Genomic DNA, 25,865 nt, shown 5'->3' on the forward strand with positions numbered 1-25,865 from the left:
GATCCCAGCCGGGGCCTCGCGCCCGTACCTGGACGCCGTGGTCCGCGGACAAGACAATGGGCTCACGAACGCTCGCCGATCTTGGAACGCTGGATCAGCCGCGACAGGTGCGGCACTGTAGGGCGAACCAGGGAAGGGAATCTATGAAGTCGATCGACACAAGTCTGCGGACGGACTCCTCGCGAAAGCCGGCCCTCGAATCCATCCGCGCCGCGCTGCGGCGGATCGGCGGGCACGTCATCTCACCGGGCCGTCTCGCTGCCCCGGTCGCCCTGGCGGTGCTGGTATCGGGCCTGGGCGCGCTGAGCGGCCCGGAGGCACACGCGTCCGAGGTCACCCAGCGCAGCTACACCAATGCAGCGGGCACCCGCGACTACTACCTACACGTCCCGCCCGGCGATCTTGCGGGCAAGCCCCTCATGATCTACCTGCACGGCTGTACCGATCCGGAGGCGCAGCTGGCCGGCAACGGGTTCGCGCTGACGCGGGTCGCCGACGAATTGGGCTTCGTTCTCGCGTACCCGATCCAGACCCGAGCAGCCAACGAGCGCCACTGCTGGAACTGGTTCGATCCGGCCAACCAGCAGCGCGAGACCGGTGAGCCGTCGATTGTCGCGGGCATCACCACCACCCTGATCCAGGAGTTCGGGCTCGATCGCGACCGGGTCTATGTCGGCGGCTACTCTGCGGGCGGCGGCATGAGCACGGTCATGGCCGCCACCTACCCGGACCTGTACGCCGCGATCGCACCGATGGCCGCAGGGCCGTACGGGATCAACCCGCAGCCGCCATACACCGACATCACCGGCGCCGGCATTATCGAGGCCATGGGCCCGCGCGCCCGCCCGGTGCCCGCCTTCTTCCTCCAGGATCTGGCCGACCAGACCAGCCTCTACCCGATCGGACGCGCGAACATCCTGCAGTGGCTCGGCGCCGACCGGCGGGCAGGCATCCGCACCCTCGCGGACACCCCTACCGCCGTCACCACCACCGCCGACCCGGTGCCCGCGACTATCGAGCACTACTCGAGCCAGGGCTGCGAGCTGGCCCAATTCGTCACACCGATCGGACCGGATCACATCGGCGGCGGACTACTGATGCAATCGACCAGCGGTCTGGCCCTGCAACGCAGAATGATGGAATTCCTGCTGGCGCACCGACTTTCCAGCCTGGAAGGAGCCTGCTGAACCCGGCCGTCCGGCGCCCCGGCTCGACGATGGTGCACGCAGTCACCCGAAGCGATCATGGGATTCTGGCAATGAAATACGACTCCCCCACAGTTCTGGAAGCACTCGACACAGCCTGGGACCCAGAACGCGGATACCTCGGCGACCTCCGCGACGACAGATTCGTCTCCGAGCTGGGTGACGCGTACCTGGAGCTCCTCCAGACGATCGAGATACCCGAACGAGAACGGCTTCACCCCGACTTCGTCCGACTGCTGTGGTTCGCCCCGCAGTTCTCCGGATGGCAGATCAAACACGCCGTAGACCGAGGAGCCGACCGGGTCGAAGTATCGAACCTGATTTGGAACGCAGTCACAGAACTGCTCGGCGCACCGTAGCCACCAACGTCCAGTCCTCGCTGCTGCCAGCATGCGTGCACCGCCGGGCGGGCGACAGGGGCACACGACTCACGTCGGGGGGCCATTCGTCGTTCGTGTCCTCGTCAGCCGGGCGACGGCATGTCATGGTCACCGCCGCGTCGATGACGGGGCTAACGAGGGCGTGACCTGTGGCGATCCAGGAGAGTCTTCCGACCCTGTTCGCTTTGTTCCCTGGACGCGCACAGTCGAACGGTGAGTCGCGCACTCCGCGCGACCGGAGGAGGAAACACGCGATGCTCGGATACCAGATCCATCAGATCCTGCACGCCATGATGATGCTGATGCACGAATGGGGCGTCTTCCCGCCGATGGAGCCGATGTAGCCACGGCTCGCGGTACGGATGACGTCCACGAGGGCATCGCCCACGCCATCCGGCCGAGGGCGAGTATGTCCGACTGCGAACACGACCGTCCACGACCTGGGCGAGTCACCAGCCGCGGCCGCGCTGGTCGTTGCGCGATACCTGTGTCGTAATGCCGAAGGTGGGATTGCCCAGCTCATGCGATCGCGACTTTGTGCCTGATTCGGCGACGCCGATGAACGCCGGGACCCCGACCAGGTCTGCTGTCCGGCTGCTTCGTACTGCCACCGTGCTGGATTGATCGATTCCGACGGTGTCAGGAGCCGCTCGGTACGGCGACAACGGAGCCGTGGACCTCGCAGGTAGCCGCGAGGGTGTTGTACACGGTGCCGTACCCGGCCAGATTGCGCTGCAACAGGTCCAGACGTCGTTGGGGCTCGTCGGTGACCAGTCGCAGCTGGTAGGTGAACTCGGCGAACTTCGGCGGGACGTCCTGACGACGGGCGGTCACTTGTACCTCGGCGCGTTGGTAGCTGAACGACAGCAGATCCTCCGCACGCGCCAGGTTCTTCAAGAGGCAAGCCGCCAGTGCCGCAGCCAGCAGGTGCGCCGGACCCGGCAGCCCTGACGGCGCCTTTCCCCAGCTGGCGTCCAGATCGATAGTTTCCTGGCCGGTGTGCACCTGAGCGGGCCCGGCCCCGGCAATCGAGGCGGCAGTGACGGTGTAGATCGTCGGCGCGGCCGACGACGTCGTGGTATCGGCGTTTTGCATGCCCCGAGCTTGTCGCACGGCCGTGCAGACCGGCCAGGGTCCGACGTCACCAGTCCAGGGGCGCTTCGGCCGTGTCGCCGCACCTGGACAGGGCCATACGATCACCCCATCGACGACGAGACACGCCACGCACCACGTGGAAGGGAGCCGAGATGACAAGCAAGGACTATCCGGAGATCAACGACCACCTGCGCGCGGTCATGAACCAACTCGGTCGCGAAATCCCCTCGACCATGCGGTCTTTCGGCGGACTACACGCTGCCGCAATCGGTGCGGGAGCGCTCACCGGTGCGACAAAGGAATTGATGGCCCTGTCAATCGGCATCGCCGTGCACTGCGACGGCTGCATCGCCTACCACGTCCACGACGCCATCGCCGCGGGCGCCACCCACGCCGAGGTCGTCGAAACCATCGGCGTGGCGATCATGATGGGCGGCGGCCCCGCGGTCGTCTATGGCTGCGAGGCGTTCGAAGCCCTCGAACAATTCGAAACCGCCGCCCGCCGACAACGCTGAGCTGTGTAATCGCATCCGACTAGGACTGTGATCAGCAGCAGCGCCATCGGGGACGCCAGATCGATCGCCCCACCACACCCGAACGGCGACCTTGCCGGCACGGGCGCCGACCCACTGGAGCCCGATCAGAATCGACATTGTCGAGTTTCTGTGGAGGTTGACCAAAACCACGTCAAATCTTCGGGTATGAGAAGAACTGAACCGATTTGGGACCGCTTCCGTCTTTGAGGAAGATGGTTTCGTCTCATGTCGAAGCGTGTACTCACCAGAGGTTCGCGAGAAGGCCGTGCGTCTGGCTCTCGAACGGCTCGATGAGTAATCACCACGCACCGCCTCGGTCTTGTAGAGCCCGATCGTGGTCTCGGCGAGCGGATTGCCGAAGGCGTCCCCAACCGAGCCGATCGACGGGAGGATCCCCGAACGAATCAGTGTCTCAATGTCTTTCACTGACGCGTATTGAGATCCGGCGTCGCTGCGGTGAATCGTGGACCCGGTCCACGGCCGTCCCTGACGCCCCCGCCGCGCGGCAGATTGCCGGATAGCCGACTCCACGAACGCGGCCTGTTTGCTGGGCGAGCATTCCCAGCCCGCGATCCGCCCGGCGTAGGCGTCGACGACGAACGCGGTGTAGACGAACCCGCCGCTGACCAATCGCAGGTAGGTGAAATCGGCGACGACCAGCAGATTCGGAGCCGGAACCCGGAAATTCCGGTCCACCAGATCCGCCGCCCGCGTCCCGCCCGGTTCGGCCTCGGTAGTGCGAATTGCCTTGCGCCGCGACACACCCCGCCATCCGTCGACACGGATCAACCGCTCCGCCGCGCTCCGGGCGACCGGGATGCCTTCGCGTCGCAGATGGCCGCCCCATATCTTTTCCGCGCCATAGAGCGATTCGGGTTTGCGACGACCATGCTCGTCGGGTTCGTCGAAACGCCGTCGGACTAACCCTCATCGACCTCGGTTTGGCGGAACCACTTCCGCGGCGTCTCCGCGGTCATCCCCCACCGGGACGACACGGCCTTGATCGCCGCCCGCTCGGTGGCGTAGTCCTCACGGTGATCGAGAACCAGCCGCACGGCCTTCGCACGGGTCGCTGCATGACCAGTCTGGTGCTGTGTTCGGTGCCCGACCAGTCGGCCGCCCTGAGCGAGATCGCCCGAGTCCTCGAGCCGGGCGGGACGCTGCGGTTCTTCGAGCACGTCCGATCCGAGTCGGCGCGGATGCGGCGAGCGCAGCACGTCCTCGATGCCACGATCTGGCCCCCGCTCAACGGCGGCTGCCACACCGGCCGCGACACCCTGCGCGCCCTCGCCGACGCACGCTTCACTGTCACCGAATGCGAGCGAGTCCGGTTCCCCGACACCAGTTTTCCGTTGCCGGCGGCCGAACACGTCCTCGGCACCGCCGTGTTGCGCGATCGGCGTCCGTCGTGACCGGCCCCGTGATGCCCGAAGCCTCGCCCGGAGTATCTGGCGCCGCCGAAATGTCGGTCCAACTGCTGGAACGAATGCTCGACAGACTGGGAGAAAACGCGCACGCGGCAACGGTTTTCGGTGCGCCGGTCACCGTCGACGCGGTCACGGTGATACCGGTCGCGCGGGCAGGGTTCGGCTTCGGCGGAGGTCTCGGGCGCGAATCCGGTGCCGACAAGGTCGCTGAAGGCGGCGGGATGGACGTGCGGCCGTTGGGCTTCATCGAAATGCGCGACGGCGTCGCTCGCTATCGTCCGATTCGCGACCCGTGGGTCGATGTCGTGGTCCCGCTAGCCGCGATCGCCGCCGGATTGGGCGCCCCGAGGTTGTTTCGCGCAGCCCTTCGACTGCGCAGGACGCGACGCCGCTGCGGGCCCGTGTCGATGCCGGGCCGTGCGCCCGTCAGGCGGATGCGAAGGCGAGGGGGAGTTCGGCCAGGCGCCATTCGAGCATTCCGTCGTGGAGGCGGATCGCTCGGCGACCATGGTCGGTGAGCAGGCGCACGGCATCGTGGGCCAGTACGCAGTACTCGCCGCGGCAGTAGACGACGATGTCGGTGTCGCCGGGGAGCTCGGCGATGCGGTCGGCCAGCTGGTCGACGGGGATGTTGACCGCAGCGGGGATGTGGCCTGCCTGATATTCCGGCGCGGGGCGCACGTCCAGGACGATGATGTCTCCGGATTCGGCGCGGGCCAGCAGTTCCTCGCGGGTCATCTCCGGGCTGTCCGCGGGACCTAGGTAGCTCTCGCGGGCCGGTGCCACAGCAGGCTGGTGAGCTTCGGCGACCTTGCGCAGCAACGCGAACAGTTGCGCCACGTCCTCACCGGCGAGGCGGTAGTGGATGCGCACCCCTTCACGGCGGGTCGCGACGAATCCGGCCTGCTTGAGAGTCTGCAAGTGCGCCGACGCGGTCGTGAGGTTCAGCCCGGCAGCGGCGGCGAGCGATTCGACACTGCGCTCCCCCTGGGCCAGCAGATCGAGCAGTTCGAGTCGTTTGCCGCTGCCCAGAGCCTTACCGCTGGCAGCGAACGACTCGTACAGCGCCGCCTTCGCGGCGGTGCGATCAACACTCACGGTTCCTCCAATCATCTGTGGAATATGGTACGTGCCTGCATCGCGGCCGTACCGATTGCCACCGAGAGTTGTCTTCCATGAAACCATGGAATAGTCTCTATTATATTCCATGGTTGATTGGAATATCAGCACGGAGACGAGCAGCGACCGAGGAGTGCGCGATGCCCACCGACTTCACCCTGATCCCTGTCATCGATGAAGGACTGGGCAACTCGACCTATCTGCTCGACCTCGGCGACGGGCGCGCTCTGGTCATCGACCCGGAACGCGACGTGCGGCGGGTGCGGGCCGAAGCTCGCCGTCACGGCCTGCAAATCGCCTATGCCGTGGAGACCCATCTGCACGCGGACTTCATCTCGGGCGTACGGGAACTCGCCGAGACCGAGGGTGCCATCGTCATCGCCCCGGAAGTCGGGGCTCGCGGGTTCGCCGTGACCGCGCTCGCCGACGGCGAGACCGTCGCCGTCGGCGCGTTCGTCCTCGAAGCGCTTGCGACACCGGGGCACTCGCCCGAGCACCTGTCCTACCTGCTGCGCGATGCGGATCAACAGTTGCAGGGTGTGTTCACCGGTGGCTCGCTGATGGTCGGCACCGCCGGGCGCACCGACCTGGTCAGCCCTGAGCAAACCGTCCCCCTCGCCCGAGCGCAGTACCACTCGCTGCAGCGATTGATGGAACTGCCCGACGACACCCAGGTCTGGCCCACCCACGGCGCAGGCTCGTTCTGCTCGGCAGCCACCGGCACCGACCGCACCACCACCATCGGCCGCGAGCGTGCGACCAATCCGCTGTTGCAGGTCGACGGCGAGGACGCCTTCGTCGAGGCCCTGCTCGCCTCGCTCGGAACCTTCCCCGACTACTTCCTGCGCCTCGGCGAAATCAACCACCAAGGCCCCGCCGTCCTCGCCGACTCCCCCACCCTGACCCCGCTGACCAGCGACCAGGTCAGCGAACTGATCGCCGACGGCGCGCAGATCGTCGACGCCCGCCCGGCCGCCGATTTCGCCGCAGGCCACATCCCGGGAGCACTGTCGATTACCCTGCGGCCGGTGTTCGCGACCTGGCTGGGCTGGCTCGCCGACCCCGACCGGCCCGTGATCATCGTCCGCGACCGCGCGCAGGACAGCATCGACATCGCTTGGGAGGCGGCCAAAGTCGGATTCGACACCCTTGCCGGTGAACTCGCCGACGGGATGAGCGCCTGGAGCGGTCCGGTCGAGAAGGCGCAGCTGGTCGGCGCCGACCAGCTCGCCGCACACCCCGCTCCGACCGTGCTCGATATCCGCCAGCGCGGCGAGTACCTCGCCGGCCACGTGCCTGCCGCCCGAAACCTCGAACTCGGCACTCTCGCTGCCCATCTGGTCGATGTTCCGGCCGGGCCGCTGGCGGTGATGTGTGGGCACGGCGAACGGGCCATGACCGCAGCCAGCATCCTGGAACGCAGTGGCCGCACCGACATCCGCATCCTGGAAGGCTCACCCGCCGACTACGCCGCCGCACTCGGCCAGGATCTGGCGGCCGGAGCATGAGCCTGCGCCCGAGCGTGCGGACCCCTGTTCTCGGCCTGCGGGAGAACGCCGCCCAGTTCACGCTGCTGGTCGCGGTCAACGCGCTCGTCGGTGGCATGGTCGGCCAGCAGCAGACCGTGCTGCCGCTGCTGGCGGAGTCCGAATTCGGGCTCACCGGTTACACCTTCATCTTCACCTACGTCGCCGCGTTCGGGATCACCAAAGCGATCGCGAACTACTTCGCGGGCACCTTCTCCGACCGCTACGGCCGCAAACCCGTTCTGCTGATCGGCTGGCTGTTCGCGATCCCGGTGCCGCTGATGCTCATCACCGCCCCCAGCTGGGGGTGGGTCGTGGCCGCGAACGTGCTCCTCGGCATCAACCAGGGCCTCACCTGGTCCACCACCGTCGTCATGAAGATCGACCTCGTCGGCCCGAGCCGGCGCGGACTGGCGATGGGCCTCAACGAAGCCGCCGGATACGGTGCGGTCGCGATCAGCTCCCTGCTCGCCGGATATCTCGCCGAACACTTCGGGTTACGCCCTGCCCCGTTCCTGCTCGGCCTGGCCTACACCGCACTGGCCCTGGCCATCTCGGGCTTCTTCATCCGCGAAACCCGCGACTACGCCCGCCTGGAAGCCGCCGCGCACACTCCGCGAGCCGACGGCCTGCACGACCACCTCCACGCCGACCTGACCGACCGCCAGATCGCGATCGCGACCAGCGTGACCGAACCCGCGCTGTCCTCGGCCAGCCACGCCGGACTGGTCAACAATCTCAACTTCGGGTTGTCGTGGGGACTGTTCCCACTACTGTTCGCCACCGCGGACTTGTCCGTGGGCCAGATCGGGCTGTTGTTCGCTCTCTACCCCGGGGTGTGGGGCGCCGGACAACTCCTCACCGGAGCGCTGTCGGACCGGTGGGGCCGCAAGCACCTCATCACCGGCGGCATGACCCTGCAAGCCGCCGCGCTGGCGATCATCGCCACCAGCGACGGGTTCACAGGATGGGCTCTCGGCGCCGTCTTGCTCGGCGCCGGAACCGCGATGGTCTACCCGACACTGCTGGCGGTGATCGGCGATGTCGCGCATCCGCTGTGGCGGGGGCGCGCGGTCGGGGTGTACCGGGTCTGGCGCGACCTCGGCTACGCGGTCGGCGCGATCCTGGGCGGCATCGTCGCCGACCTGCTCGGCCTGCACGCCGCCGTCTGGGCCGCCGCCGCCATCAGCGCCGCCACCGCGCTGATCGTCGGGGTCCGCATGTATGAAACCCATCCCCCGGCCCATCGACAACCCTCCTGACACCTACCGGTACCGCTGCCCTCGTTCGCGCCATCAGGCGACCGAGGGCAGCGCCGTATCCCAGGTCTTGCGCGTCCACTTTTGAAAGCGCACACTTACGCAAGTGAAGGCTTTCAAAGATGTGGATCTCGCGATTCTCGGCGATCCGACCCGCAAGGCGATCTTCGAACGACTCGCCCGGCGACCGTCGTCGGTGGGCGAACTGGCCGAGTCGCTACCAGTCACCCGCCAAGCGGTGTCGCAGCATCTGCGTGTCCTGAAGGAAGGCGGTCTCGTCGTGGCGACGCCGGAGGGCACCAAGCGCATCTACCGCATCAATCCCGCAGGCCTCGCCGCGATCCAGGCCTATTTTCAGAACATCTGGGACGAGGCGTTGACCGCTTTTCAGAAGGCCGCCGAGCAGACGGCGACCGACCCCGAACAGGAGAATCGACCATGACCAGCACCGGACAACTGAACGTCCTGGAAGGCACAGCCACCGTCGCGATGACACCGGAACGCGCGTTCGCCTTCTTCACCGAATCCTTCGGCCGCTGGTGGCCTGCGGCCTATCACATCGGCACGTCCGAGATGGCCGACGCGATCCTCGAACCCGGCGAGGGCGGACGCTGGTACGAACGCGGTGTCGACGGCACCGAATGCGACTGGGGCCGGGTACTGGCGTGGGAGCCACCGCACCGGCTCGTGGTGACCTGGCAGATCAACGGCCGCTGGGAATACGACCCCGACCCTGCGCGGGCCAGCGAGATCGAGGTCCGCTTCACCGCCGACGGGCCGGAGCAGACCACCGTCACCCTCGAACACCGCCACCTCGACCGGCTCGTCGACGGCAAAGCCATCCAGGACACCATCGTCGAACGCGGCGGCGGCTGGAGCACCCTGCTCGAACTGTTCGCCGATACCGCGCAATCACCGTCCTGACACTCGTCCGAAACTCCTGACCAAATCAGGGGTTTCGACCCCCGGCCAACGCCGCCGCCGGCAACACCACCGAATCCCAGGGCGCGAGCGCGGCCAGCAACCCGGCGGCGAGCAACGCGATCCCGGACGCGCCCGCGACCGGCAGCCGACCAAAACGGTCAACGAGCCACCCGGTCAGCGGCGAGGGCGGATACATCGCACCGACATGGACCGCGATCACCATGCCCGCAGCCGCTGTGCCGTGACCGTGGGCGAGCATGTACACAGGAGAGCACCAAGATGGTCGCGACCAGCACCGTCGACACCGCCCGACCATGGTGCGCGGCGGCCAGATCCGCTCCGGCATACCGGGCCTGCGAATTGGTGGCTGTGCCCGCGCCGTAGACGAACAACGCGACGAACAACAAAGCCGGATTGTCGGCCACCGCTGCGGCGATCATCCCGACACTGCCGATCGCGCCGAGATGGCCTGCACTCACCCCGCCCAGTACGGAACCCACTCCTCGCCCGGTTCATCGACTTCCGACTCACCAAGCCGACCACCGGGGACGACAGACCGCTGCCAAGGCCTGACATGCGAGAGTGCACCATGGCCATGTCACCTGGGGCGCCCACGCTCGCCGTCGTTTCCGGTCCCCCGGGATCGGGGAAATCCACGCTCGCCCACGCCCTGGCCGACAAGATCGGCGTTCCGGCGATCATCCGCGACGAGATCAAGCAGGGCATGGTCGCCGCCACCGGTCCGCGCGACACAGGTTACGGAGACCTCGACATCCCCGCCCTGCACGCCTTCTTCGACACCCTCACCGTACTCGCTCGCGCAGGCGTCACCGTCGTCGCCGAAGCGGCGTTCCAGGACAAACTCTGGCGCCCCAACCTCATACCGCTTACAGCGCTCGCGCAGGTCCGCATCATCCACTGCACCTCGCCACAGCATGTCCGTCGCGACCGCATCGCCCATCGCGCCAACCGCGATGTTCACCGACGCGCACACAACGACGCCGACATCCTCGCCGAGATCGCCACCGGAACCCGCACCGCCGACTCTTTCGTCGCGGTGAATTTGGACGTCGCGCAGATGACGGTCGACACCACCGAGGGATACCAGCCGGGTCTGGATGCCATCGTCGGCTTCATCATCGCGCCGCCAGGCAACTGATCCGACAGCCACCGGCTTGCCCCGCCGCGCGTCCCTGGAAAACCGACACAGGTCGATCCCGGCGAGACGATGCACAGGCCGGCGGCCAACATCGGAAGCTGATCTAGATTCGCTGCGACAGTGCAGGATCGGTCGCAATGAAGGCGGCCTGGCCTGGCACAGTGTCGTGTCGTCGTCGGGTGGGCTGCTCGCCGAGCGTGGAGAAATGGGGAGGCAGTGAAGATTCAGGTTCCGTTGCAGATGTACGTCCGGACGGCACGCACGAGCCGTTGTTCCCGAGTCACTCGGTCCACGACATTCGAGTCTCAGACAGCGCCTACCGGTGGTCGAAGCTCCCGCGAATCTTCCTGCGGCTCGAGCACAACACCGTGGCCGAGATCGTCCAGGATTCGATGGACGACCCGGACGCACTGGCGTTTCGATCATCCGGCGCTCTGCTGGAAGGAACCATATTCGGCGGACTCTACCTCGCCCCGATCCTGGGCAGTCTTTCACCGAACGTTTGGGGAATCGGCGCCTCGCGTCTCGGACAGATCATCGTCTATACCCCCTTCGCCGGTCGCTCAGGACTCCTTCTCCCAGATGGCCGCGGTTGGTGGCTGCCGATCCGTGCGCATCCAGCTATGCCGTACTTTGTCCGCTCAGCAGCTTTTCTGCGTACGCGTCCAGCAAATCGTCCTCGTCGTCGGGGAGCCCCAGGACGCGGGCCGCGGCTGGGAAGTCCCAGTCGGTTACCCGCTCCCGGACGGCGACACGGCCGAACGCGTTGTAGCGCTCGAAGTCGACGAGGACGTCGCCGTCGTACGACGCTGCACGTGCGGAGTAATCGTTGTGACCGAAAAAGAAGGTGCCCGGACACCGGATGCCGCCCAGCGCCAAGACCTCGCCTCCGGTGGCACCATCGGCACACTCGATCTCCCTCGCGGCGACCACGGAGTAGCACGGCCTGCACACCAGCGCCCCACTCACCGACAGTCCGCCCAGGACGAACAGCACTGCCCCTTCCTCCAGTACGAGGTCCCCATCGACCTGAACGTCGCCTGCGACAACATGGACCGCGTTCCCCTGCACCAGGACAGGTCCTGCGAGTTCGTGCCGGTCGGCTGACGGATACGCCTCTACCAGAACCCGCAACACAGCCCATCGATAGTGCTCCGGACCGTCGAGCCAGTCCCACGACGTTCCGCTGTCCAGCCGGGCGGGCGGCTGCTGCATTCGCTGGTCGAGCTCGTCGACCGTGACGCCATACCGGGCTGCGTCCTGGATGAACAGTGCGTCATCGATGAGTGATGCCCTGACGCGGGCGTACGCGTCCTTGACCTGCTGTGCCGAAAGCGGGAAGGCTGCGGGCTGCCAGAGAAGGGCACGCGAGGATCTGACCATCCTCCGAAGCTATCAATGCAGAGTGGCGAAACAACGGTATATCCACGTAACCGCATGCCTAAGGGTTGTCCCGTAAGCCGTTGAGCAGCAGCAGGTATCGTGCCAACGATGGTGATCGGCGGCTGATCCGGTGATGGTGGAATTGTTCTCCGGGCTGCGGCCACGCACGTTCGCTCATCTGATCACCCGGTTGCGGTGTGACGGCGCTGATCGGCCGTTGCGGGTAGGCCGTGGGAGCGTGCCGCAACGTGGTGGTGATCGCCGACGGCGGTTACCAGGGCCTGCGCACCGCCGGGCACCCGGTGCCGAGCTGTCGGAGTGGAAACAGGCCGACAACAAGTCCCACCGCAGAGTCCGTGCCCGTGTCGAACACGTCTTCGCCCGGATGAAGACCTGGAAGATCCTGCGGGACTACCGCCTACGCGGCGACGGACACTCTGGCCAAGCTCGCCACACCCACTAACGCAAACGAGCACACCGACGCGACTATTCCGGACTTACGGGAAAACCCTTAGGCCCTCTAGAGCGTGTAGTCGAGTATCGCGCGGGCGAGGGCATCGCTGTCCTCGAGCATCGCCATATGCCCGACTCCGCGAAGGTATCGGAGCTCGGCACCCGGCACCGCCTCGTACTGGTGTGCCGAGGCCGGGTCCCACCGGGGGTCGGAATCCCCGAAGATCACGAGGAGGGGCTTCCGGGTGGCGATGAGGCGCTCGGGCACAGTCCCCGCGGCGATGTAGTCCATGTTGGCGGCGAGAATCGCGCGGAACGTTCGATAGGTCGTCCTTCGCAGATCGGCTACAGCGGTGTCGGGCACCGTGATCGGGGCCGCCGCAGTCGCTGCCAGTCCGCGGCGGATCATCGAATCGGTACGAATCGCCCACACGAGCGGGCCGAAAGGTGGCGAGGCGAGCGCCTTGATGATCGCCGGCTCGGGCAAGAGCGCTGTGAGGCTCGGCCCTGTGCTGACCAGGACCAGCTCGCCGACCAGGTCCGGGCGACGCTCCACGAGGGCGGTAGCGACGTATCCCCCGCTGGAGTGACCGACCACCTTCAGATTCCGGAACCCGAGCTCGTCCAACACTGCCGCCGTCCGATCCGCCTGCTGTGGAACGGCATACGTGGACGCCGGCTCCGATCGGCCGCATCCCGGAAGGTCGATCGTGATCACCCGATACGCCGTGGTGAGCATTGGCACCACCGGCGACCACGTCGAACCGGTTGCGCCCGAACCGTGGATGAGCAACAAGGGCGGTGCCGCCGGGTCTCCGTCGATGACAACGTGCAACCCGTGGACTGTCGTTTCATTGCGTGTCCGGGTGGGGCTCGATTCGTTCATGCCGACAGCTTCGTCGCGGGCTCGTCGCACCGTCTTGTACGAATGTCACGTTGTCCCGATCCGGCTAGCCTGGGATGCATGAGCGCAACTGGCCTACTGGACTGGAGCCGGGTCGAGGTCGCTGTCCCGGCCGGTCGCCCGACTCCAGGAGTCCGGATGGCGGGTTTCCGTTACTACGACATCGGCCCCGTGGACCTCACGATGATCCCGCATCCCTCGGTCACGATCCTGCTGGATCTCACCGAGCACGGAGTCGCCTACACCAGCCCCGGAGGTCCGGTCGAGGGGAGCGCGGTCATCGGACTCCGTGCCGGCGCCTTACGAATGACCAGCGCGGGGGCCGGCGAAGTCTTGCAGATCCGCCTGTCCCCCGTCGCCGCCGCAGCGATTCTCCGAGACACCGAGATGATCGGCGGTACCGTGACATCGTTGCCGCAACTGTGGGGCAGCAGCGCCACCATCTTGACCGAGCGGCTCCGTTCGACACCGTCGTGGGACGACCGTTTCGCCCTCACACGCGCCTTCCTTCGAAGCCGGGCGCCCGGCGAATTCGCGGTAGCACCCGAATTCGTCTACGCCTGGGACCAGACCGTCCGGAGCAGAGGGCAGCTGCGCATCGAGACAATCGCCACCGAGACCGGCTGGACCCGCCAGCGACTCTGGTCCCACTTCCGGAACCGGATCGGAGTCTCGCCCAAGCGGATGTCCGAACTCGTCCGCTTCGACCATGCCGCCCACCTGCTGGCGGCAGGTCGCTCGCCCGCAGATGCCGCGGTCGAGGCAGGCTATACCGACCAATCCCACCTTCACCATCGCACCAAGGCGATCGCCGATATGACCCCGCCCCGCGTCGCCGGCGCACCGTGGCTCGCGATCGACGAAACTGCGTGGCCGACGAGCTGATCCCGCAGCCGACCGTACAACAACCGCCGGCCCGACGGGCACGAGACCGCCTCGGCCCGCCAGCCTGGCGTGCGGCCCGCGTCGGTCAGACCGCGCTTCGCGCCAGCAACGTCCCGAGCGCGCGCATGGCCTCCGCGGTCGCCCACTGGGCTTCCGCCTGCGCGAGGGCAGCATGCGCCTGTGCCTGAGCGATCACGTTCCGCCGCTCCGCGCCGCTCACCGCGTCGCCGGCGGCAAGGCCACTGAGCAGCGCCTCGGCGCGCTCCTTGTGAGTGGTGTAGTCATCCATCGCTCAATTCTCGCACCCCTGGAACTGCGGGCGAATTCGGCAACCACACGCGGGACATGATGTGCGCCGGAAGAATTGCGGACATGCAATGGCCGAGCCGAGGATCGCCGCATGGCGACCTCGACCATCACGATCGCACTGATGTACTCCCTCCGTGAAAGCCGACCTGGTCGGTTCTCGTGGCCGCGGAAGCGGCACAAAGGGCTCGGGTAGTTCGCTCGCGCGAAGGATCGGTGTCGACAGTCAGCATGGTCATCGCCTGCAGGCCCCGTGTAGTGCAGATCGTGCAACGCAATGCCGCGGGCGGCTCCCGGCTCACATGCCGGTCGCCGCCCGGCGGGGGTTGCTATTACACCGGCTACTCGCAAGCCCTCCGGCACGTCAGACGAGCTGGGACGCACTACACAGGCAGGCAGAAACGTACGTAGAACTTCTCGATCGCCAGCCCTGGTCGATACGGTCGCGAATCGGCCTGTCGAGACGCATTACCACTTGTTGACGTGGAGCACGGTCTCGAGCGGGGCGCGTTTGGCGAGCTTGAAATCGGTGCCCTTCGTGTACGCGACAGGCAACAGCACGCCCTGCCGGACACTCCCGGGAATTCCCAGTGCCTCGGCAACCTCCCGTTCGTACTCCAGATGCAGTGACGTCCACGCTGATCCGAGGCCCCGTTCGCGCAGCGCGAGCGCGAGGCTCCAGGCAGCGGGAAGCAGCGAGCCCCACAGACCGGCCTGGTTACCCTCCGGCAGCTGCCCACCCGGCACGTGGATCGCACCGATGACCAGCACCGGCACCTGCTCCATCACCTCCGCCAGATAGGTCGCACTCGAGGCCACCTTCTCCGCGGTCTCGAGATCCTTGGGCGGCTTCGCTGCCCGTGCTGCCGCACCCGCCGCGGCGTAGGCGGTGTAGGACTTGCGGTAGTACTCCGCGACGATCTTCTTGGGCTCGGGATCGGTCAGCACGATCCAATGCCAGCCCTGCATGTTGCTGCCCGACGGCGCCTGCAGCGCCACCTCCAAAGCGTCGGTGATCACCTCCAGCGGCACCGGCCGTTCCAGGTCGAGCCGTTTGCGCACTGACCTGGTCGTGGTCAGTACCTCGTCGGCAGACAGGTCGAGATGCGGGAATTCGACGGTCATGGCCTCTCCAATCATGCAGTCGGTCTGGGGATCGCAGCGTCATTTGGTCGGCGGCGCGGTTATCACGAATGCGGCGATCCGTTCACGGGCCTCATCATCGCCGATCGAGTCGGTCATCCTGGCCGTCAGGGGCCGCACCGGGCAACGCCGCATCGACGGCGGCATCGATCAACCGTCCGCCCTCGGACACAACTGGCAGTGTGGTACCCGGGCGAGTTGCCCAGAACCGAGCGATCTGACAGATCCGCCTCACGCGTGGTCGGGTCCGTCTTCGCTGGCCTGCCCCTTTCCATTTTGGTTCCAGCGCGTCGATGCCCTTCTCATCGAAGTCGTGGATCACCATCGGGCGATATCTTCCAGGTGCGGGCCTTGCCCTTCAGTACAGCCTGCCGAGTCGGGTAGGCCTTCTTCTCCGGATGAGGGCACAGCGCACGGTTCAACCCCAGGGCATGGGCGGCGGCCTTCGCTTCGGCCTTACCGCGGGTATGCCCAGTCGAGGACCGGCCACAGGAACAGCTCACGACATACTGGTGCGGTCCGAGCTTCTCGGTCGTGAACGTGTGGGCTTCCACGCATCCAGCCTACCGAGAGGCAAGTGTCCGGCTTGACAAGCGCGCGATACCACGAAACGCCGAACACCCCTCGCTCGAACCCGAACTCGCTCGTCGGGCCCCTTCGTTCAAGCAACCGCATAGTCGCCGCCGCGTTGCCGGCACGTTCGGGTTGCTCGACTGCTAGCTGTTGCGGGGCTGGAGGTTGGTGACGCGCGCATGAGCGTAGATGTATGCAGATCGCATACATTCCAGTTGTGGACTCAAGCCTCGAAGCAGAACCCACGAGTGGCACGCGAGCGTCAATGCCGGCGACCTGGAACCATCTGCGAAGACGGTCGTCGTCCTGGGCTGCCGCGGTGGTAGGAACGGGCGTACGCACTGGGTCGACCGAGCTCACCCCGGGCACTGAACGGTAACGCATGGCGTAGCTAGGGCCCACCACGCAAGATGCGTATCCTCACCGTCACCGCCATCGCAGAAAGAATCGTGTTGAACGGCAACGGGTTTGCGCGCGCCACCGAACCAACGACGCCGCCCGCCCCGGCCATGTCTGATGGAGGGCGCACCATGCGTGCAGCATGTACACATCGACGCATGCCGAATTCAGGAAACGGATGCGGGCGTGGATCGTCCGACAGCTCGCGAACGGTAGGCCCCTGGAGTGGTCGAATTCCCGAAGAGGGACTTCCACTTCGAGATCGATCGGAAGCCGACAACCCTCAGCCCTCTACTTCTGTCGGTGTTGCAGCACGTTCGAGGTCGGCGACGATGACCGCGTACTCAGGGTCTTCTGGATCGGGGACGTCATTGGCTCTGAAGGCCGCGACGACCGCGGGGTACTTCGCGAACTCGGAGAGGGAGCTGAGCGCACCGTCATAGCCCCAGTCGTTTCGGAAGAGTTCGCGAATGACGACGGTCAGGATAGGGGTGATGAATTCGGGCGATGGTTCGCTGTCGAGCAGAATCTCGGCGATCGGCCCGAACACGGTGTCGCCTGCGGAATTCCAGGCCATGAAAGTTCCTTCCGATTGTCGTGTGTCTGGTCCCGGCTTCGGTTCGAAACCGGTGAGGCCGCAGTCGATACGCGACCTGAACTAGCGGATCATCGCAGGCTGCCCAAGAGCGGCTGCCTCTATCGGTTGATCGGTCTGGATAATCCGGTAGCGGACGTGTCCGTCGAAATCTTCCCCCACGTACCGTGCGAGAACCGCGCGTGGATGGGTCGGTGTGACCTTGATGTGGTCGTCGTCGGCTTCGACGATCCGGCCGCGCATGAAGCATGCGGATCGGCCGACGGTGATGGTCTCGGTGTCGAGTTCGATCTCGACATCGCGGATCAGGCAGAAGTCGAACTCGTCGTCGACGGCGAAGGTGGACGGCTCGTCGAGGGCGATCGGGAGTTGGTCCCAAGTGCAATGAACGAGTTGCCCGCTCAGCAGGTTGGCAGCCTGGATAAGGTCTCTCGCTTGCTCGCGGGTGAGCTGGGCAGGCATCAGTAGGCGTTGATGTACGTGCTCTTGGACGGTGACAAGGGCCGCCGCGGATCGGGCCATCGCTTGCAGTTCGGGATCGGGGTCGCCGGTCATCGTGGTTGTGGTGTCGAAGGCGCGCGGCCCATAGACATTCGAGAGTGCGACGCGATTGGGGTGGTGCAGGGCGGAGATGAATCGCAGCGCATCGACGATGTCTTCGGGAGGTCGGCCAGCTATCTCGATGGCCATCGAGATGTCGACTCCAACGCTGAGACCGTCACCGTCGTCGGCCCGCCGCCCCGCGGTCTCCACTGAAACGAGCCCAGAGGAGTCGCGCCACACCGTGCGGACGCCAACGACTCCTTCTGAGCGTTCAGTGCGCTGAACCTTCAACTCGGCCAGCACGCTGTCGGTGTCGGCATCCAGCAGCGAGAGCATGAGACCTCGGTCGGTGGTGACAGCGGCCTCATCGATCGTGATCGGCACGATGCGTACGGCACCATTTCGGAACTCTCCGCCAAGCCCGGCGGGGAGATCGAAAGATCCGCTCGCGGCTCCGCGCGGCATCGTCAACGGTGCCCCGTAGTCGATGAACCGCTGTAGGTCCTCGCACAATCCGGGCTGGTCCGCTGGAGCTGTCAGCCGGAGATTGATCGGGATCGGGCGCTCTTCGAGAGCGGCCCACGTTCGCGCGTAGATCTTGGTGATCACCCAGACATCACCGTCGACCATCACCGCCGACACCGCCGTCAGCCCGCGATCGCCAGCAGACTCGTGCGATGGCGCCCGGTGGCTGACCTCAACGGCATACCGGTAGTGCGGATCGTGCGCGTTGATCGCCTGATAGATCCCCACCAGATCCGATCGCACATCGAAAGGCGTCAGCGGCGCACCGGGCTGGCGATTCTGTCGACCAGCCAAGATCGCCGCGAGCGAATCGACCGCGTCTGACAGCCGCTGCCTGCCGTCATGCAGATACCAATCGACAACGTTCGGATACGAGCTGGCAAGCAGATTGAGCCGGTCCAGATCCATCCAGCGGCACGGGAATCCGGCATCCGCGGTGAACTCGGCGAACCATGCCAGGTTGGCGGGCGTAGGCAGCAGCGGGCAAACCAGATGCCACTCGTCGATCGACCACCCCTCGGCTTCGCTGGTCCGAAGAACTCGGGTAAACGATCGCTTGATCTGCCGCTTCTGTCCGTTCGTCAGATTCGTCGCGAAGTTCTTCACCTGGTAGACGGTGCGAGACCGCAGGACCCCCTCAGGGCCTGGAACGAACATGTCGATGCCGCCGTCGCCTTGCCCAGGGCGAAGCCTCTGCGCTGTGGGAACCTCGCTGCAAAGCAGCATCGAAGCAACCGTTTCGACCTGTTCACCAGACAACAGGGTCCACTCGACGCGCGCCATAGGTGTATCCGGTTCCTCTCACGCCATTCCGGTCAGCGACCACCAGCAAACCACGAGCCTCCGACACGATGAGCGCTGTCAACTGTCCGTACAGTCCCCCTCGCACCCTGGATTTGAGGAATTGCTACAGATTGATTTCGAGGGCTTGAATGTGGCCGCCCGCAGCGACGGGGCCGGTGACGGTGGCCCCGAGTCGGGTTGTCGCGTCGGCGAAGTAGCGCATCGCCCCACTGGCGGTGACACGCTCGCGCCAACCGGTAGTACGCCGGTACCCGGCAGCCGACATCGTCCGGTCGAGTCCGTCCAGGTCGGCCGACACATCTTGCGCCGGTTGCAGGGTCCTCGACCAGCTTGCGCTGGTTCGGCCGCCGAAGGAGCCGTTGGCAGAGTGAACGAAGACCTCGCAGAAGTAGACATCGACAGCAACATCTCCGACGTCCAGCCGGGCGATGACGTAGAGATCGACTTGTGCCGTCATCGCTCACGCCCGAAACTCACATCGATGAACCACAATGTCTCGGCGCTACCCGAGGCATCTCGGGTGTCCGAGGTTGCCCCGCAGCAGATAGCGTCACCAACACCTCGAGAGGCCCGGCGGGCGACACCGCAGCGGTATCGGGCTCTGGCGATGTGCCGCAGTCGCCGCACCGTCGGCAACAGGGAATCGATGGCGACCTCGCTTTCACAACGAGGTGGACCAAATGATATGGAAGAAGTCATCTGAGGGCCCCTTTTCAGAATATGCATGCAGCGTTTCGCGGGCCCCGATCCCACCACGAACCCCATCAGGCACATAGAGCATTAGGTCCTCTCAAATCGGGACCATGGTTCCCAAAAGCAAGCCTGCTGACCCTGGATTCTTCGCACACCATCGCGACTCCGACTACATTCTGAGCGCCACATTTTTCGCACACAGCGCCCAACACCCGGGTTCCCGATTTCCCTCCCACCCTTCTATGTTGGCAGAGATTCCATCAGACTCGAACGGGCCGAGGGGGGTCTTCGACCGCCGTTCTTGGGCACAGAATCCACCCAATCCAGCCCCACGCCGACCGATACCAGAAAAATAGCCGCGCTAATCATGAACTCTGCCCCAGTCAGACGATCATCCTCGACGGTCGCCACCATGCCGCACAGCGGTTCATCTATCCGGCAGAAGGTGAGATCTTCTTTAGCCATCGCTACCGCCCCTTGTAGATGTCGCAGTGTGCGAAGCCTGAGGATTCACAAGCGCGGACGGCTTCTGACTGTGTCGGCTAGTTCTCGTCGATAAGAGATGGGGCTGCTGCAGGATCGGGTGCCAGCGTGATCTGTCGTGCCGGCCCGGCACTGCTGGTGTACCCGTGCCCAAGCCCTACCCCAAAGAGTTCCGCGACGACACCGTCCGGGTCGCTCGCAACCGAGGACCAGGCCAATAGCTCAAGCCGATCGCCGCCGACTTCGGGATCAGCGAGTCCTGCCTGGTCAACTGGATCAAACAGGCCGATGTCGAAGACGGCATCAATCCGGAACCACTGCGACCGAGAACGCCGAACTACGCGAAGGACGGAAACGGATCCGATTGCTCGAGCAGGAGAACGAGATGCTTCGCCGGGCCGCAGCCTATTTGTCGCAGGAGACCCGGCGGGACATCAACTACCCACTCGTCCGCGAGCTGGCCGCAGACCGGATCGCCGTCGCGGCGACGTGTCGGGTCCTGATCATCGCGCGCCAACTGTACTACCGGGTGGCTCGCGGCCCGATCACCGACGTCGTACTCGAGCAGACATACCGGGCCAGCGCCTTGTTCGATGCCCACCGCGACGACCTCGAATCGGGTACCGATTCCTCGCCGACAAGGCCGCCGACGCGGGCCAGCCGATGGCTGCCCGGCCCGCGTGGCGGATCTGCTCGGCCAACAAGTGGTCGAGCAGTTTCGGCAAGAAGCGTGGTACCAAGGCCCCCCGATCGGGTCCACCGGTCCATTACGACCTCGTCGAACGGAAGCTCACGACCCAGCCGCCAAATAGGTTGCTGTTCAACGATATTCACGAGCATCGCACCGATGAGGGGAAGCTCTACCTTTGCGCGGTCAAGGACGTGTTCTCGAACCGGATCGTGGGCTACTCGATCGATTCGAGGATGAAGGCTCCCTCGCTGTTGATGCTCTGGCGTCGGCGATGGCCCGACGTAGCTCGGACCGCGTTCGAGGCCAGCTGACCACTGAGAAGGTCTCTTATCGGCGGTCAGGCCGACCTCGCCCCTGCAGCGGCCGCTGTCTTCCTGGTCCGACCATTGGGGGGTCGGCCGGACTGCTGGCCGTTAAGTCTTGCGTGTCTGCGCTGCCGCGAGATGGGTAGGCGTTCGCCCTCGTCTTCCTGGACGGTGTGTTCGTCTCGACCGGTCGACCGGTCGAGGCGAACCTTCCCCGTTCACTTTCGCGCCGCCGACACGTCGCGGGCTTGTCCACCCTATGCGGTTGGGCACTTGGATCGGGCGCGCCACGCTTCGGCCGCGACGCAGAGCGGGACGGAGCCTTCCCCACGCCACTGCGACTGGCCCGAACAGATCGGCCCCGGATCGCTCTTCCGACCGCAGCCCACGGTGTAGCGCGATCCTCGACTGGCGAACGAAAGAACCGGCCAGACGAGGAGTATCGAACTTCTACTGGGACGGTCGATCAGATTCAAAAATGAGGGGTTTCTGTGGTGGCGGGGCAAAAAACGTCAAATCTCCGAAACGGAGAAACCCCCTCCGACCCAGGTCAGAGGGGGTTTCCACTGTCGGGCTGACAGGATTTGAACCTGCGACCACCTGACCCCCAGTCAGGTGCGCTACCAAGCTGCGCCACAGCCCGTTCTTGCCCCCGTCGCCGGGTGCTCGAAAAGATTACCGCACCACTCTGCGTAGGAACTAATCGGCTGGTAGATGGCTGTTTTTTGCAGGTTTCCGCTGCGGATCCAGTGGAGGTAGGGCGCGGGCGCGCACCCCTCCGAGCGGGTCGACGACTGGGCGTAGGCCGACTCCGGCGGATCGGAGATCGTCGAGCCCGGGGCGGCGTCCGGAGGATGTTCGTCAAGCGGGCCAGGGATCTCGCCGAACGCACCTCCACCCCTCCGGATTTCACGCGCTGCGGGAGAGGCCGCTGGGTACCGACCTTTTCTCCGCCATCGGAAGTTGATCGGCGGCAGGTCAATTCAGTGGCGTTGCGGGCGAAGGGGTTCGGCGGTGAGTTCACCGTGTCCAGCGGAGCACCTCGAGGGCAGCGCCGATGGCGATCGTATTGCTCGCCAGTGGGCGGGGCAGCAGTTCGTCGGCGCGGGACAGGCGGCGGACGACGGTGCTGCGGTGGGTGTACAGCCGGTCGGCGGTGCGGGTGGTGCTGCATTGTTGTTCGAGGTAGGTGGTGACGGCTTCGATCACGTCCGGTTCGGCGGTGACCAGGGCGCCGAGGGTGTCGGCGACGAATTCGTCGGCGCGGAGCGGGTCGGCGGTCAGGACGGTGACCAGTTGGACGTCTTCGTGGCGGGCCACTCGGCGGTGGGAGGTGAGGCGGGTGAGCATGCGCTGGGTTTCGAGGGCGTCGAGGTGGCTGCGCCGGAATCCGGGGATGCCGAGGCCGGGACGACCGATGGCGACGCGCACGTCCGGTGCGTCGGCGAGCCCGGCGTGCACCGGGTCCAGTTCCGGTGCCGCGTCGACCGGCAACCACAGCCACAGGGCGGCGGCGCCGGCCACGATCGTCAGGCGGTGGGCGGCGCCGGCGACTCGCAGGAGCAGTTCCGCCGCCGCTTCGAGCTGGTCGCTCGCGCCGGGTGAGGTCGCCCAGAGGACGGCCGCGGTGTGGGGTCCGGTCAAGCGGTAGCCGAGTTGGCGTTCGGCTTCTCCGCGCCGGATCGGCGCGCCTTCGAGCAGTAGTGAGACGGTGGCGCGGCGTTCGGCGTTGGTGCCGCGGGTCAGGTCCTCGCGTTCGGCCTTCATCTGCTGGGTGACGGCGGCGACGGTGTCCTCGACGTAGGTCGAGATCGACAGCGACGCCAGTTCCAGCAGTTCGCGGAGTTGAGCGGGGTCGTCGGTCAGCCCGAAGCAGATCTCCATGCAGCGGTTCCAGACAACGCTGTAGCTGGAGCGATAGGCGTCGAGGGAGGTCTCGTCCAGGCCGCGCCGGACCAGGTCACGGGCCGCGGAGAGGGCTTCGGGGCCCAGGTTCGGTGGGACCCGGCGACCGGGGTGCTGCACATTGGACCAAGCCCAATGGGTGATGTTGGCCAGGTTCGCGCGGCGCACCGCCGCGGCGAGGACGGGGTCTTCGGCGATCCGGCGCATGCGCTCGCCGGCGAGCGAGGCCGCGTGCAGTTCCTCCAGCCACTCCCCCGACGGCCGCAGTGCCGACTCGGCCGCCTGCCGGATGAGGGTGACGATCTCCGGACCGGGCTCGGGCCAGCGTGCGTCGCGTGCATCATTTTGCCGCATCAGTGGATGATGCTGCGTCGTTATGTCGTAGCGCAAGCACGTCGTGTTGCCCGACTCTGGACAACACACCCCGCCCCGGCGCAGTTCCGCCCGGCGCGGCCACGTACCTCGCCCTCCGCGCAGGCACTCGCGCAACGGAGCCGGACCAAGGAGCCGCTATGACATCCACGCCGACCGCCGCCGATCATGTCGACGTCCTGATCATCGGCGCCGGGATCTCCGGTATCGGCGCGGGCCGATATCTGCGAACCCTGCTGCCGCACAAGACCTTCACCATTCTCGAAGCCCGCGCGGGCCTCGGCGGCACCTGGGACCTGTTCCGTTACCCCGGTATCCGCTCGGACTCCGATCTGCACACCTTCGGCTACGAGTTCAAGCCCTGGCGCGACGAGCAGTCCATCGCCGACGGCGCGCGCATCCTGGACTACCTGCGCGAAACCGCCACCGAGAACGGGCTCGACGAGAGCATCCGCTACCACCACAGGGTCGTCAGCGGGTCGTGGTCCTCGGAGCAGGCGCGCTGGACGGTGCAGGTCGACCGCACCGATACCGGCGAACGCCTCGAGCTGACCGCGAGCTGGATCTTCTCGGCCGCGGGCTACTACCGCTACGACGAGGGATTCACCCCCGAGTTCACCGGCCGGGACCGGTTCCAGGGCACCGTCGTGCATCCGCAGCAGTGGCCCGAGGACCTGGACTACACAGGCAAGCGTGTCGTGGTGATCGGCAGTGGTGCGACGGCCGTGACCCTGGTGCCCGCGATGGCGGAGTCCGCGGCGCACGTGACGATGCTGCAGCGCACCCCGACCTACATTCTGCCGGTGCCGAGGAAGGACGCGATCGCCAACGCGATGAAGCGGGTGCTCGGTGACGCACGCGGCTACGCCCTGACCCGGCGCAAGAACATCGCCCAGCAGAAGCTGGTCTGGAGCCTGTCGCAGAAGTACCCGAGCGTGATGCGGCGGATCATCCGGTGGACCAACGCCAAGCAGCTGCCGGCAGGCTATCCGGTCGACGAACACTTCAACCCGCCCTACAACCCGTGGGAGCAGCGGCTGTGCACCGTGCCAGACGGTGACCTGTTCACCTCGATCAGGCGGGGCCAGGCCTCGGTGGTCACCGATCGCATCGACACCTTCACCGAGAACGGGATCCGGCTGGTCTCGGGCCGGGAACTCGACGCGGACATCATCGTCACTGCGACCGGCCTGAACGTGCGGGCGTTCGGCGGTATCCCGGTGACGGTCGACGGCCGCGCGGTCGACGTGGCGAACACGGTGGCCTACAAGGGACTGATGCTTTCGGGTGTGCCGAATCTCGCGTACGCCATCGGCTATACGAATTCCTCGTGGACGCTGAAGATCGGCCTGCTGTGTGAGCACTTCTGCCGCCTGCTGGCCCACATGGACGACAACGACTACCGGATCGCGCGCGCCGAGGTCGCGGACCCGTCGATGCCGACCCGGCCGTTCCTGGACTTCGCCGCGGGCTACATCCAGCGGGCCGTGGCCGAGTTGCCCAGCCAGGGGGACCGGATGCCGTGGCGGACGTCGATGAACTACCAGGACGATGTGAAGCTCCTGCGCGAGGCCGCCGTTCTGGACCCCGAACTGCATTTCGAGACCGCGCGTCAGCGGGCCCGGCGCACGGCGACGGTCCCCGCGTAGCCGCCACGTGCGACCGGCCCGCCGTCCGCGTGGTGGGCATAGGACTGCGCGGCGCGGGGTTGGCAGTGGACGTGTCTTCCGAACAGCCCCGCCCCACCCGCTTGCATCCCCTGCTGGCCGACCGCTACAGCCCGCGCGCGTTCGATCCGGCGGGAACCGTCGACGACGAGAGCCTCGAATTGCTGCTCGAGGCGGCGCGGTGGGCGCCCTCGGCGGGCAACTCGCAACCGTGGAGCTTCTATCCGGCTCGGCCGGGCGAGGTCGAGCACAAGCGGATCGCCCGGTATCTGGCGCCGAGTTCGGCGCGCTGGGCGTCCGCCGCGGGACTGCTGATCGTCACGCTGACCCGGCGATTCGTCGACGACACCGATCTGCCCTACTCGGAATTCGCCGACTACGACCTGGGGCAGGCCGTCGCCCACCTCACCGTGCAGGCCCAAGCGCTCGGGCTGGCCTGTCACCAGTTCCGCGCCTTCGACCGTGACGCGATCACGGCCGAGCTCGCCCCGAACCCGGGCTGGGTCGTGATGTCGATGATCGCGGTCGGTCGCGCCGCCGACACCGCGAGCGGACGCACCCGACACGACATCGCCCAGCTGCGCGCGGCACCCTGGCAGTGAGTCG

28 protein-coding genes, 1 tRNA gene and 1 pseudogene are annotated in these 25,865 nt (G+C 66.2%); 15 read left to right on the forward strand and 15 right to left on the reverse strand.

Translation table 11 applies throughout. The features are described from left to right. Positions 1–56: 56 nt before the first annotated feature. Entirely contained in the window at positions 57–1,187 is a 1,131-nt protein-coding gene (locus tag ACIO52_RS21960; RefSeq protein WP_402646314.1) for an alpha/beta hydrolase family esterase, read from the forward strand. A gap of 71 nt (positions 1,188–1,258) precedes the next feature. Then, on the forward strand, positions 1,259–1,564 hold the full coding sequence (locus ACIO52_RS21965) for a hypothetical protein (protein ID WP_402646317.1): 306 nt from the start codon (positions 1,259–1,261) through the stop codon (positions 1,562–1,564). 660 nt (positions 1,565–2,224) lie between these two features. Here ACIO52_RS21965 and ACIO52_RS21970 read toward each other — a convergent pair. After that, positions 2,225–2,680 (reverse strand): OsmC family protein, encoded by a 456-nt coding sequence (locus tag ACIO52_RS21970; protein ID WP_402646320.1) that lies wholly within the window; start codon positions 2,678–2,680, stop codon positions 2,225–2,227. 233 nt (positions 2,681–2,913) lie between these two features. Between ACIO52_RS21970 and ACIO52_RS21975 the strand changes: the two genes are divergently transcribed. Beyond that, on the forward strand, positions 2,914–3,195 hold the full coding sequence (locus tag ACIO52_RS21975) for a carboxymuconolactone decarboxylase family protein (RefSeq protein ID WP_402646596.1): 282 nt from the start codon (positions 2,914–2,916) through the stop codon (positions 3,193–3,195). Between the two features lie 318 nt (positions 3,196–3,513). Here the strand turns inward: ACIO52_RS21975 and ACIO52_RS21980 are convergent. Beyond that, positions 3,514–4,328 (reverse strand): annotated as a pseudogene (locus ACIO52_RS21980) (transposase); the annotation flags it as partial. On the opposite strand from ACIO52_RS21980, the gene ACIO52_RS21985 reads away from it, so the two are divergent. Both ACIO52_RS21985 and ACIO52_RS21990 read left to right on the forward strand, forming a co-directional pair. Then, positions 4,293–4,628, forward strand: coding sequence for a class I SAM-dependent methyltransferase (locus ACIO52_RS21985; protein ID WP_402646323.1), 336 nt, complete (start codon positions 4,293–4,295; stop codon positions 4,626–4,628). The pseudogene ACIO52_RS21980 and the gene ACIO52_RS21985 overlap by 36 nt on opposite strands. Before the next feature lie 74 nt (positions 4,629–4,702). Beyond that, positions 4,703–5,161 (forward strand): spore germination protein GerW family protein, encoded by a 459-nt coding sequence (locus ACIO52_RS21990; RefSeq protein ID WP_402646598.1) that lies wholly within the window; start codon positions 4,703–4,705, stop codon positions 5,159–5,161. Here ACIO52_RS21990 and ACIO52_RS21995 read toward each other — a convergent pair. Next, a complete protein-coding gene (locus tag ACIO52_RS21995; RefSeq protein ID WP_308248517.1) occupies positions 5,070–5,741 on the reverse strand; it encodes a metalloregulator ArsR/SmtB family transcription factor in 672 nt (223 codons plus the stop codon). The genes ACIO52_RS21990 and ACIO52_RS21995 overlap by 92 nt on opposite strands. Positions 5,742–5,902: 161 nt before the next feature. Here ACIO52_RS21995 and ACIO52_RS22000 point away from each other — a divergent pair, with 161 nt between their 5' ends. The 4 genes from ACIO52_RS22000 (at position 5,903) to ACIO52_RS22015 (ending at position 9,471) form a co-directional block, all read left to right on the forward strand. Further along, positions 5,903–7,270 carry a rhodanese-like domain-containing protein gene (locus ACIO52_RS22000; RefSeq protein ID WP_402646325.1) on the forward strand — a complete coding sequence of 456 codons (1,368 nt, stop codon included), beginning with the start codon at positions 5,903–5,905 and terminating at the stop codon, positions 7,268–7,270. Beyond that, a complete protein-coding gene (locus ACIO52_RS22005) occupies positions 7,267–8,550 on the forward strand; it encodes an MFS transporter (protein WP_218718987.1) in 1,284 nt (427 codons plus the stop codon). The genes ACIO52_RS22000 and ACIO52_RS22005 overlap by 4 nt, the downstream gene beginning before the upstream one ends. 103 nt (positions 8,551–8,653) lie before the next feature. Then, positions 8,654–8,989 (forward strand): helix-turn-helix transcriptional regulator, encoded by a 336-nt coding sequence (locus ACIO52_RS22010; RefSeq protein ID WP_218718986.1) that lies wholly within the window; start codon positions 8,654–8,656, stop codon positions 8,987–8,989. Next, the gene (locus ACIO52_RS22015; RefSeq protein WP_218718985.1) at positions 8,986–9,471 is read left to right on the forward strand and encodes an SRPBCC family protein; all 486 of its coding nucleotides are present in this window, start codon (positions 8,986–8,988) and stop codon (positions 9,469–9,471) included. The genes ACIO52_RS22010 and ACIO52_RS22015 overlap by 4 nt, the downstream gene beginning before the upstream one ends. Positions 9,472–9,496: 25 nt before the next feature. Here ACIO52_RS22015 and ACIO52_RS22020 read toward each other — a convergent pair whose 3' ends face one another. Continuing rightward, entirely contained in the window at positions 9,497–9,736 is a 240-nt protein-coding gene (locus ACIO52_RS22020; protein WP_402646328.1) for a hypothetical protein, read from the reverse strand. A gap of 324 nt (positions 9,737–10,060) precedes the next feature. Here ACIO52_RS22020 and ACIO52_RS22025 point away from each other — a divergent pair, with 324 nt between their 5' ends. Further along, positions 10,061–10,630 (forward strand): AAA family ATPase, encoded by a 570-nt coding sequence (locus ACIO52_RS22025; protein WP_316574417.1) that lies wholly within the window; start codon positions 10,061–10,063, stop codon positions 10,628–10,630. 621 nt (positions 10,631–11,251) lie between these two features. On the opposite strand, the gene ACIO52_RS22030 is transcribed toward ACIO52_RS22025, so the two are convergent. After that, positions 11,252–12,013 carry a hypothetical protein gene (locus ACIO52_RS22030; RefSeq protein ID WP_402646331.1) on the reverse strand — a complete coding sequence of 254 codons (762 nt, stop codon included), beginning with the start codon at positions 12,011–12,013 and terminating at the stop codon, positions 11,252–11,254. Between the two features lie 133 nt (positions 12,014–12,146). Between ACIO52_RS22030 and ACIO52_RS22035 the strand changes: the two genes are divergently transcribed. Continuing rightward, the gene (locus ACIO52_RS22035; protein ID WP_402646334.1) at positions 12,147–12,476 is read left to right on the forward strand and encodes a transposase family protein; all 330 of its coding nucleotides are present in this window, start codon (positions 12,147–12,149) and stop codon (positions 12,474–12,476) included. A gap of 57 nt (positions 12,477–12,533) precedes the next feature. On the opposite strand, the gene ACIO52_RS22040 is transcribed toward ACIO52_RS22035, so the two are convergent. Further along, a complete protein-coding gene (locus ACIO52_RS22040) occupies positions 12,534–13,352 on the reverse strand; it encodes an alpha/beta hydrolase (protein WP_342800371.1) in 819 nt (272 codons plus the stop codon). 78 nt (positions 13,353–13,430) lie between these two features. Between ACIO52_RS22040 and ACIO52_RS22045 the strand changes: the two genes are divergently transcribed. After that, entirely contained in the window at positions 13,431–14,255 is an 825-nt protein-coding gene (locus tag ACIO52_RS22045; RefSeq protein WP_402646337.1) for a helix-turn-helix domain-containing protein, read from the forward strand. Positions 14,256–14,340: 85 nt separating this feature from the next. Here the strand turns inward: ACIO52_RS22045 and ACIO52_RS22050 are convergent, their stop codons facing one another. The 7 genes from ACIO52_RS22050 to ACIO52_RS22080 form a co-directional block, all read right to left on the reverse strand. Next, positions 14,341–14,544 (reverse strand): hypothetical protein, encoded by a 204-nt coding sequence (locus tag ACIO52_RS22050; protein ID WP_402646340.1) that lies wholly within the window; start codon positions 14,542–14,544, stop codon positions 14,341–14,343. Positions 14,545–15,029: 485 nt separating this feature from the next. Further along, positions 15,030–15,686: a nitroreductase family protein gene (locus tag ACIO52_RS22055; RefSeq protein WP_218718980.1), complete on the reverse strand. Its 657-nt coding sequence runs from the start codon at positions 15,684–15,686 to the stop codon at positions 15,030–15,032. A 1,273-nt stretch (positions 15,687–16,959) separates the two neighbouring features. Further along, complete coding sequence (locus ACIO52_RS22060; protein WP_402646343.1) at positions 16,960–17,253, reverse strand: hypothetical protein; 294 nt, start codon at positions 17,251–17,253, stop codon at positions 16,960–16,962. Positions 17,254–17,334: 81 nt separating this feature from the next. Further along, positions 17,335–19,122 (reverse strand): hypothetical protein, encoded by a 1,788-nt coding sequence (locus ACIO52_RS22065; RefSeq protein WP_402646346.1) that lies wholly within the window; start codon positions 19,120–19,122, stop codon positions 17,335–17,337. Between the two features lie 124 nt (positions 19,123–19,246). Further along, entirely contained in the window at positions 19,247–19,600 is a 354-nt protein-coding gene (locus ACIO52_RS22070; protein ID WP_316574287.1) for a hypothetical protein, read from the reverse strand. Positions 19,601–20,076: 476 nt separating this feature from the next. Beyond that, entirely contained in the window at positions 20,077–20,301 is a 225-nt protein-coding gene (locus ACIO52_RS22075; RefSeq protein ID WP_402646349.1) for a hypothetical protein, read from the reverse strand. Positions 20,302–20,656: 355 nt separating this feature from the next. Then, the gene (locus ACIO52_RS22080) at positions 20,657–20,920 is read right to left on the reverse strand and encodes a hypothetical protein (protein WP_402646352.1); all 264 of its coding nucleotides are present in this window, start codon (positions 20,918–20,920) and stop codon (positions 20,657–20,659) included. Between the two features lie 62 nt (positions 20,921–20,982). On the opposite strand from ACIO52_RS22080, the gene ACIO52_RS22085 reads away from it, so the two are divergent. Further along, on the forward strand, positions 20,983–21,321 hold the full coding sequence (locus tag ACIO52_RS22085; RefSeq protein ID WP_402646355.1) for a hypothetical protein: 339 nt from the start codon (positions 20,983–20,985) through the stop codon (positions 21,319–21,321). 563 nt (positions 21,322–21,884) lie between these two features. Here the strand turns inward: ACIO52_RS22085 and ACIO52_RS22090 are convergent. Both ACIO52_RS22090 and ACIO52_RS22095 read right to left on the reverse strand, forming a co-directional pair. Beyond that, positions 21,885–21,958 (reverse strand) — tRNA-Pro (locus tag ACIO52_RS22090). Between the two features lie 377 nt (positions 21,959–22,335). Continuing rightward, entirely contained in the window at positions 22,336–23,574 is a 1,239-nt protein-coding gene (locus tag ACIO52_RS22095; protein WP_218721071.1) for a CdaR family transcriptional regulator, read from the reverse strand. A gap of 158 nt (positions 23,575–23,732) precedes the next feature. Here ACIO52_RS22095 and ACIO52_RS22100 point away from each other — a divergent pair, with 158 nt between their 5' ends. Both ACIO52_RS22100 and ACIO52_RS22105 read left to right on the forward strand, forming a co-directional pair. Further along, entirely contained in the window at positions 23,733–25,241 is a 1,509-nt protein-coding gene (locus ACIO52_RS22100) for a flavin-containing monooxygenase (protein ID WP_402646359.1), read from the forward strand. A 71-nt stretch (positions 25,242–25,312) separates the two neighbouring features. After that, on the forward strand, positions 25,313–25,861 hold the full coding sequence (locus ACIO52_RS22105; protein ID WP_308248639.1) for a nitroreductase family protein: 549 nt from the start codon (positions 25,313–25,315) through the stop codon (positions 25,859–25,861). The last annotated feature ends 4 nt before the right edge of the window (positions 25,862–25,865 follow it).

It is taken from the genome of Nocardia sp. NPDC087230 (assembly GCF_044744725.1).
Classification (GTDB): Bacteria; Actinomycetota; Actinomycetes; order Mycobacteriales; family Mycobacteriaceae; genus Nocardia; species Nocardia canadensis.

Excerpts from the sequence above, each read along its gene's own strand:
- ACIO52_RS21960 (WP_402646314.1), top strand. The coding sequence starts at position 57 with ATGGGCTCACGAACGCTCGCCGATCTTGGAACGCTGGATCAGCCGCGA.
- ACIO52_RS21965 (WP_402646317.1), top strand. The coding sequence starts at position 1,259 with ATGAAATACGACTCCCCCACAGTTCTGGAAGCACTCGACACAGCCTGG.
- ACIO52_RS21970 (WP_402646320.1), bottom strand. The coding sequence starts at position 2,680 with ATGCAAAACGCCGATACCACGACGTCGTCGGCCGCGCCGACGATCTAC.
- ACIO52_RS21975 (WP_402646596.1), top strand. The coding sequence starts at position 2,914 with ATGCGGTCTTTCGGCGGACTACACGCTGCCGCAATCGGTGCGGGAGCG.
- ACIO52_RS21985 (WP_402646323.1), top strand. The coding sequence starts at position 4,293 with ATGACCAGTCTGGTGCTGTGTTCGGTGCCCGACCAGTCGGCCGCCCTG.
- ACIO52_RS21990 (WP_402646598.1), top strand. The coding sequence starts at position 4,703 with ATGCTCGACAGACTGGGAGAAAACGCGCACGCGGCAACGGTTTTCGGT.
- ACIO52_RS22000 (WP_402646325.1), top strand. The coding sequence starts at position 5,903 with ATGCCCACCGACTTCACCCTGATCCCTGTCATCGATGAAGGACTGGGC.
- ACIO52_RS22005 (WP_218718987.1), top strand. The coding sequence starts at position 7,267 with ATGAGCCTGCGCCCGAGCGTGCGGACCCCTGTTCTCGGCCTGCGGGAG.
- ACIO52_RS22015 (WP_218718985.1), top strand. The coding sequence starts at position 8,986 with ATGACCAGCACCGGACAACTGAACGTCCTGGAAGGCACAGCCACCGTC.
- ACIO52_RS22025 (WP_316574417.1), top strand. The coding sequence starts at position 10,061 with ATGGCCATGTCACCTGGGGCGCCCACGCTCGCCGTCGTTTCCGGTCCC.
- ACIO52_RS22030 (WP_402646331.1), bottom strand. The coding sequence starts at position 12,013 with ATGGTCAGATCCTCGCGTGCCCTTCTCTGGCAGCCCGCAGCCTTCCCG.
- ACIO52_RS22035 (WP_402646334.1), top strand. The coding sequence starts at position 12,147 with ATGGTGGAATTGTTCTCCGGGCTGCGGCCACGCACGTTCGCTCATCTG.
- ACIO52_RS22040 (WP_342800371.1), bottom strand. The coding sequence starts at position 13,352 with ATGAACGAATCGAGCCCCACCCGGACACGCAATGAAACGACAGTCCAC.
- ACIO52_RS22045 (WP_402646337.1), top strand. The coding sequence starts at position 13,431 with ATGAGCGCAACTGGCCTACTGGACTGGAGCCGGGTCGAGGTCGCTGTC.
- ACIO52_RS22050 (WP_402646340.1), bottom strand. The coding sequence starts at position 14,544 with ATGGATGACTACACCACTCACAAGGAGCGCGCCGAGGCGCTGCTCAGT.
- ACIO52_RS22055 (WP_218718980.1), bottom strand. The coding sequence starts at position 15,686 with ATGACCGTCGAATTCCCGCATCTCGACCTGTCTGCCGACGAGGTACTG.
- ACIO52_RS22060 (WP_402646343.1), bottom strand. The coding sequence starts at position 17,253 with ATGGCCTGGAATTCCGCAGGCGACACCGTGTTCGGGCCGATCGCCGAG.
- ACIO52_RS22065 (WP_402646346.1), bottom strand. The coding sequence starts at position 19,122 with ATGGCGCGCGTCGAGTGGACCCTGTTGTCTGGTGAACAGGTCGAAACG.
- ACIO52_RS22070 (WP_316574287.1), bottom strand. The coding sequence starts at position 19,600 with ATGACGGCACAAGTCGATCTCTACGTCATCGCCCGGCTGGACGTCGGA.
- ACIO52_RS22075 (WP_402646349.1), bottom strand. The coding sequence starts at position 20,301 with ATGGCTAAAGAAGATCTCACCTTCTGCCGGATAGATGAACCGCTGTGC.
- ACIO52_RS22085 (WP_402646355.1), top strand. The coding sequence starts at position 20,983 with ATGGCTGCCCGGCCCGCGTGGCGGATCTGCTCGGCCAACAAGTGGTCG.
- ACIO52_RS22095 (WP_218721071.1), bottom strand. The coding sequence starts at position 23,574 with ATGCGGCAAAATGATGCACGCGACGCACGCTGGCCCGAGCCCGGTCCG.
- ACIO52_RS22100 (WP_402646359.1), top strand. The coding sequence starts at position 23,733 with ATGACATCCACGCCGACCGCCGCCGATCATGTCGACGTCCTGATCATC.